The sequence below is a fragment of the Mesorhizobium sp. M7A.F.Ca.US.006.01.1.1 genome, from assembly GCF_003997935.1.
Taxonomy (GTDB): domain Bacteria; phylum Pseudomonadota; class Alphaproteobacteria; order Rhizobiales; family Rhizobiaceae; genus Mesorhizobium.
This window is the reverse complement of the sequence record NZ_RZQL01000526.1, coordinates 1-603: the sequence shown is the minus strand read 5'-3', so window position 1 is coordinate 603 and position 603 is coordinate 1. Positions and strand designations below refer to the sequence as shown.

Here is a 603-nt window from a genome sequence, read left to right as displayed (position 1 = left end):
TTGGGCGAGCGCCTGATCGATGCCGGCGCCAAGACCGTCGGCAGCGTCGAAGCCGGGATGCGCATGGCTGAGGCTGCGATGGGCGGTCTCGGCAGCGTTTCGGTGTTCATGGATCGCTCGTCACAGCAATGGCCGTTCACTGTCGAAGCGCGATCTTCGCAGCCGGTGCTAGCCTGCCTGGGCAGCCAGTATGCGGGCTGGAACCTGTCTGGCCAGAACTATTTCGCGATGGGATCTGGGCCGGCGCGCGCCCTCGCCCGGGTCGAACCGCTGTTCGAAACACTTTCCTATCGCGACATCGCATCGTCCGCGGTGCTTATCCTTGAGACGGCCGAACCGCCTCCCCGCGCGATCGTTGAGAAAGTGGGCAAGGCAACTGGACTGGCGACGGAGAAGCTCACCTTCCTCTATGCGCCGACACAAAGCCTTGCCGGCGGCGTGCAGATCGTTGCGCGCGCGCTCGAGGTTGCCCTGCACAAGATCAACGATCTCAAATTCCCGCTGGAGAACGTTATCGACGGCATCGGAACGGCGCCGATCCCCGCCCCCCATCCGGATTTCCTGACCGCTATGGGCCGAACCAACGATGCCATCATCTATGGC

The 603-nt window shown here is 63.3% G+C and carries 1 protein-coding gene; it reads left to right on the top strand.

Annotated elements, in window-relative coordinates:
* Positions 1 to 603 (top strand): methenyltetrahydromethanopterin cyclohydrolase (mch, locus tag EN943_RS37315; protein WP_127416636.1); only part of this gene is annotated, 603 nt, incomplete at both ends.